Raw genomic sequence first — 5,790 nt, 5'->3', positions numbered from 1 at the left:
GTTCGACGAGCTTTCCACGGCTGAAATTTCCCTGCTGCGCGACCTGGCGCAGCGCGGCTCGCCTACCTCCGAGGCGCGCCTGGACGCCGACGCGCTGCGCACGCTGGCCATGCGCCGCTACGTCAAGCGCCTGAGCGGGTTCGCGGTGATTACCCCGGACGGCCGCCGCGCGTTGACGTCGCTGGACCAGGGGATCGCCCCCACGCCGGCCGCCGTGCCCGCGCGCATCAGCCATCCATCCGAGGCGGCGCCCGCCGCAGAGCCGGACGCCCCCGCCGAGAACGGCGAGGTGATGCTGAACTCCACGCAGGAAGACATGCTGCGCCAGCTGGCCCTGGCGGAGTCGCCGGTGCCGTTCGACGACCTGGACGGCCGCGTGGTGCGGGCGCTGGAGGGACGCGGGCTGGTGGGGCGCGAAGACGGCCGGGTTGTGCTGACGGAGAGCGGGCGCGAGTTCTACCAGAGCCGCGTGCGCCGCCGCCGCCGTGCCCGGGCGGGGGGATGGGCCACCACCTCCCAGCCGGTGCAGCCCGCGGAGGAGCCGGCGGACATCGAGAATCGCGCCGCCCAGTCCCTTCGCGAGGCCGTCGACATCCTGCGGCACGCCATCGGCGGCGCGGACCCCATCGAGGTGGCCGACATGGAGGCGCCGGCGGACGACACCTTCGCCGCGCTGATCGAACTTGCCGACCGCATAGAGCAGGGCGGGGACCCGCGCCGCATTCCGCGCCGCGCGACCAAGCGCTGATCACGCGCCAGCTCCGTCACCGCAGTTCACGCGGAGGCGCGGAGGAAAAGAAGAGCCGCGGAGGAGCATCGTGCCCCTCCGCGGCTCTCTTTTGTACCTCCGCGCCTCCGCGTGAAATTTCCTACTGCGGATCGATCTTCTTTTCCGCCTCGTCCAGGGCGTCCCAGGCGAGCATGGCGCACTTCACCCGGCGCGGCAGCTTCGACACGCCGGCCAGCGCGCGCATGTCGCCCAGCGCCTTGTCGCGCGCGGCGGTCTCGTCGCCGTGGATCATCTGGCGGAAGCGGCCGGCGACGGCGTGCACCTCGTCCCACGTCTTGCCCAGGGCGTGCTCGCTCATCATGGACGCGGCGGCCTGCGAGATGGCGCACCCGTGGCCGCTGAAGCGGATCTCCGCAATCCGCCCCTCGCGCACCTGCACCTGCAGCAGGATGTCGTCGCCGCAGACGGGGTTGCGCATGGGCACCACCGCATCGGGCGACTCCAGCTCGCCCCGGTGCTTGCTGCTGCGGTAGTGCTTCAGGATCAGCTCCTGGTACACGGAGTCCAGCGCCGAGCGTTCCATCGGGCTATCCCTGCTGCTGTTTCTGGAAGGCCGCCTTGTCGAGCGCCTTGCCGTACGCCTCGTCGGCGTCGACGGTGCCGGCCATCATCAGGTTCATGATCGACTGGTCCATCAGGATCATCCCGTCGCGCTTGCCCGTCTGGATGGACGAGGGGATCTGGAAGGTCTTGGCCTCGCGGATCAGGTTGGCCACCGCCGGCGTGCCCACCAGAATCTCGTGTGCGGCCACCCGCCCCTTGCCCCCTTTCTTCCGCAGCAGCTGCTGCGCGACCACGCCCCGCAGGCTCTCGGAAAGCATGGCGCGCACCTGGTGCTGAAGCTCGCCCGGGAAGGTGTCGATGATGCGGTCCACCGTCTTGTGCGCGCTGTTGGTGTGCAGCGTTCCGAACACCAGGTGGCCCGTTTCGGCCGCGGTCAGCGCCAGAGAGATGGTTTCGCGGTCGCGCATCTCGCCGATCAGGATGACGTCCGGGTCCTCGCGCAGCGCCGCCTTGAGCGCGGTGGCGAAGCTCTTTGTGTGCGGCCCCACCTCGCGCTGGTTGACCAGCGCGCGCTGGTTCTGGTGCACGAACTCGATGGGGTCTTCGATGGTCAGGATGTGCTCGGGGCGAGTCTGGTTGATCAGGTCGATCATGGCCGCCAGCGTGGTCGACTTGCCCGATCCCGTGGGCCCCGTCACCAGCACCAGTCCCTTGTTCAGCTCGGTGAACTTGCGGATGGGCTCCGGCAGCCCCAGCTCGTCGGCCGTCAGCACGCGCGAGGGGATGATGCGGAAGACCGCCGCCGGGCCGCGGTGCTGGTTGAAGAAGTTGCCGCGGAAGCGCGCCGCCCCAGGGATCTCGTAGGCGAAGTCGAGATCCATCGTGGCTTCGTACTGTTCCTTCTGCCCCTCGCTGAGGATCTCGTAGAACAGCGTCTTCAGGTCAGCCGCCGTGAGGGGCCGGAACTTCACGCGCTGAAGGTGGCCGTGCACCCGCATCACCGGCTCGCTGCCGCAGCTCAGGTGAAGGTCGGAGCCTTCGTGCTTCAGGAGAAGCTCCAGGAACTGGTCAATCTTGGGCATGTGCCTGCTCTGAAGGCGACCACGTGAACCCGTCGGCGCCGGCCGCCAGCCGGAGGGTCAGATCGAAGGAGGGGGGCGTCGCATCGGCACCGCGCACCAGCACGGCGGAGAAAGGCGCGGCATTGCGCAGCGCGGCCTCGTCTCCGGGCGCGAGATGATCGACGTCCACCGTCAGCGCCTGGGGCGAGAAGATGGCCAGCTGCTCCGCCACCGCATCCAGGGGACCGTCCACCGGCAGCGCCAGGGTGCCGCCGGGGACGACGGCGGATCGATCGGAAAGGTGGATCGACCGCGTCTGGGTTCCCAGGAGGAGCGCTGGAAGGGCAGGGAGGGACATGGACAGCGCCTCGTCCAGCCCCGGCGCGCCGTCCGCTCGGACGCCGACCAGCACGGGACCATTCGCCATCGCGCGCCGCACCGCATCCACCGCGGCCGAGTCTGCTTCCACGGAGGCGAGCTCGCGCGGAAGCGGACCCACGAGCCGCGCCGCCCACTCCATCGTGCCGTCGTGCCCCGCGGCGTGGCACGCCACCCGCCACGCGGCGCCGTCCACGGTCAGCGTGGCAGGCCACGCGTGCACCTCGCCTCCGCCGGTCGTGGGCGCGAGGGGGGAGAGCGCGCAGGCGAGCTCGCCCTGCCAGCCGGCCAGGAGCGGGCGATGGACCGTTTCTACCACGCGGTACCAGCCGATGGCCGACGCGCCGCGGACGGAGATTCCCAGGCTCCCCGCCCCGTAGGCCAGCGCGTCCGTCAGCAACTGCAGGAGCGAGCCGGCGGGCTGCACCGCGGGCCCGTAGACGGCGTCGATCAGCTCGCGGATGGTTTCCGGCGCGGCCAGGGCCGGCTCGGCCGACGCGGCGCCGGTCAGCCGGCAGACTTCGTCGAGCAGCTCCAGATGGGTGACGTCGGCGATGACGGCGGTCACGCGGTCGCCGTCCTGCAGCACGGGAAGAATGTTGTGCTCGCGCGCCCACGCCGCCGGGACGAGGGCCGCCAACCCGTGGTCGATGTGCTCGGGCCGCAGCCGCACGAACGGGATGTCGTGCTGGTCGGCCAGGGTCCACGTCAGCTCGTCGCGGGTGATCAGCCCAAGCCGGATCAGCGCGTCGCCCAGGAACCCGCCGCCCGCGCGCTGCTCCTCGAGCGCGCGCGCCACGTCGTCCGGGGTGATGCGCCCCAGCTGCACCAGCAGCTCGCCCAGCCGGATGGGCCGCTTGTTGACGGTCAAAGGAGTCCTCTCAGTAGCCGAACAGGCCGCGCGCCTTGTGGAGCGCGTCCACCAGCGCGTCTACCTCGGCGGGGGTGTTGTACAGGTAGAACGAGGCGCGCGCGGTGGATCCCACGCCCAGGCACTTCATCAGCGGCTGGCAGCAGTGGTGGCCGGCACGGATGGCCACGCCCTCGCTGTCCAGGATGGTCGCCAGATCGTGGGGATGCACGTCGGCCAGGGTGAACGAGACGACGCCGGAGCGCTCCGACAGGTTGCTTGGGCCCAGGATGCGCAGGTCGGGGATCTCCCCCATCCGCTCCACGGCGTAGGCGATCAGCGAACGCTCGTGCGCCAGGATGGCCTCGCGCCCGATCCCCGCCAGGTAGTCGGCCGCGGCGGCCAGCCCCACCGCGCCGGCAATGTTGGGCGTGCCCGCCTCGAACCTGTGGGGGAGGGCCGCGTAGGTGGATTGCTCCAGGTCTACCCACTCGATCATGTCGCCGCCGCCGTGGAAGGGCGGCATGGCTTCCAGCACCTCGCGCCGCCCCCACAGCCCGCCGATCCCCGTGGGCCCGCACATCTTGTGGCCGCTGAACGCGTAGAAGTCGCACCCAAGGGAAGGAACGTCCACGGGAAGATGCGGGGCGGACTGGGCGCCGTCCACCACCATCAGCGCGCCGACGGCGTGCGCCTTGGCCGCGATCTCCTTGACCGGGTTGACCGTTCCCAGCGCGTTGGAGACGTGGGACAGGGAGACGAGCTTGGTTCTTTCCGTGAGCACCTGGTCCAGCGGCTCCAGGTCCAGCCGGCCCTGATCGTCGATGCGCAGGAAGCGCAGCTTTGCGCCGGTGCGCTGGGCGACGAGCTGCCAGGGTACCAGGTTGGAGTGGTGCTCCAACTCGGAGAGCAGGATCTCGTCGCCGCGCTTAAGGTTGGCGAGGCCCCAGGAGTAGGCGATCAGGTTTAGCGACTCGGTGGTGCCGCGCGTCCAGATCAACTCCGCCTCGTCCGCGATGCCGAACAGCTTGGCGACGCGCGTCCGCGCGCCGTCGTACGCGTCGCTGGCGCGATTGGATAGCTCGTGGATGCCGCGGTGCACGTTGGCGTTGTTGTGCCGGTAGTGCTCCGCGATGGCGTCGATGACGGCGGTGGGCTTCTGCGTGGACGCCGCGTTGTCCAGGTAGACGATCTGCTTGCCGTTCGACGTTTCGCGCAGGATCGGGAAGTCGTCCCGGATGCGCTTCACGTCCAGCGGTGAGGCCGGCGCTTCCAGCAGCGTTGCGTTGTTCATCATCAGGCTCCAGAAACGGAACGCGAGGCCGGGCGCTCACCCGGCCTCGCGCCGCAAACGATCGAAATCAGGGTAGATCCACCATCACATCAGGGCCCTCCACCTTGGCGGCGAAAACCGCGATCGGACGGAAGGCGGGGCCGCAGGCGGGGTCGCCCGTGCGGATGTCGAAGGCGGCGCCGTGCCACTCGCAGGTGACGGTGCACGTTTCCACGTCCACCTCGCCGAGCGAGAGCGGAAAGTCGCGGTGCGTGCAGTTGTCGGCGAAGGCGTACACCTCACCTTCCACCAACGCCAGCGCGACCCGCCGTCCCCCCGCCTCCACTCCCAGCACCGCCCCCTCGGCCGGAAGCTCCGAGAGGGCGGCGGCCCTGATCCACGCCAACGGTCAGCGCGACGCGTCGAGCTTGCGCTCCACCACGCGCAGCAGCTCCTGCTTGACGCCTTCCAGCGGCAGCTGCTCCAGCACCTCGCCGAAGAAGCCGAAGACCACCAGGCGCACGGCCTCGGCCTTGGGAATGCCGCGGGAAAGGAGGTAGAACACCTCTTCCTCGTCCAGCTGCCCCACCGTGGCGGCGTGCGAGCAGCGCACGTCGTCGGCCTGGATCTCCAGATTTGGGAGCGAGTCGGCGCGCGCCTTGTCGCTGAGGATCAGGTTGCGGTTGGTCTGGTACGCGTCGGTCCGCTGCGCCTTGGGATGCACGCGGATGAGCCCGCGGAACACCGACCGGCCGGCGTCGTTCAGCGCGCCCTTGAACAGCAGGTTGCTGCTGGCGTGCGGGGCCAGGTGGTCCTGCAGCGTCTGGTTGTCGAAGTGCTGCGTGCCGTCGGCGATGTACAGCCCGAGCATGTCGACGTGGCTCCCCGGCGCGCGAAGCCGGCACTGCACGTCCGCCCGGGCCAGGTCGGCGCC

Annotated in this window: 7 protein-coding genes; 1 reads left to right on the top strand and 6 read right to left on the bottom strand. The window is 70.1% G+C overall.

Annotated features, from left to right (window positions below):
* Positions 1 to 748, top strand: a 748-nt coding sequence (locus VIB55_RS12785) for a hypothetical protein (RefSeq protein WP_331877035.1), incomplete at its 5' end; no start/stop codon positions are given.
* Between the two features lie 121 nt (positions 749 to 869).
* On the opposite strand, the gene sufU is transcribed toward VIB55_RS12785, so the two are convergent.
* The 6 genes from sufU to VIB55_RS12755 all read right to left on the bottom strand — a co-directional run.
* A complete protein-coding gene (sufU, locus tag VIB55_RS12780) occupies positions 870 to 1,313 on the bottom strand; it encodes a Fe-S cluster assembly sulfur transfer protein SufU (protein WP_331877034.1) in 444 nt (147 codons plus the stop codon).
* Between the two features lie 4 nt (positions 1,314 to 1,317).
* Complete coding sequence (locus VIB55_RS12775) at positions 1,318 to 2,376, bottom strand: type IV pilus twitching motility protein PilT (RefSeq protein WP_331877033.1); 1,059 nt, start codon at positions 2,374 to 2,376, stop codon at positions 1,318 to 1,320.
* On the bottom strand, positions 2,363 to 3,604 hold the full coding sequence (locus VIB55_RS12770; protein ID WP_331877032.1) for a hypothetical protein: 1,242 nt from the start codon (positions 3,602 to 3,604) through the stop codon (positions 2,363 to 2,365). Before VIB55_RS12770 ends, VIB55_RS12775 begins: the two co-directional genes overlap by 14 nt.
* A gap of 10 nt (positions 3,605 to 3,614) precedes the next feature.
* The gene (locus tag VIB55_RS12765) at positions 3,615 to 4,880 is read right to left on the bottom strand and encodes a cysteine desulfurase (RefSeq protein WP_349263021.1); all 1,266 of its coding nucleotides are present in this window, start codon (positions 4,878 to 4,880) and stop codon (positions 3,615 to 3,617) included.
* Between the two features lie 64 nt (positions 4,881 to 4,944).
* Positions 4,945 to 5,262: a non-heme iron oxygenase ferredoxin subunit gene (locus tag VIB55_RS12760; protein WP_331877031.1), complete on the bottom strand. Its 318-nt coding sequence runs from the start codon at positions 5,260 to 5,262 to the stop codon at positions 4,945 to 4,947.
* 3 nt (positions 5,263 to 5,265) lie between these two features.
* Positions 5,266 to 5,790, bottom strand: a 525-nt coding sequence (locus VIB55_RS12755; protein ID WP_331877030.1) for a SufD family Fe-S cluster assembly protein, incomplete at its 5' end; no start/stop codon positions are given.

Origin of the sequence: Longimicrobium sp., from assembly GCF_036554565.1 — a bacterium.
Taxonomy (GTDB): Bacteria; Gemmatimonadota; Gemmatimonadetes; order Longimicrobiales; family Longimicrobiaceae; genus Longimicrobium.
Note: the sequence above shows the minus strand (reverse complement) of the source record. Positions and strands in the feature narration are given on the sequence as shown.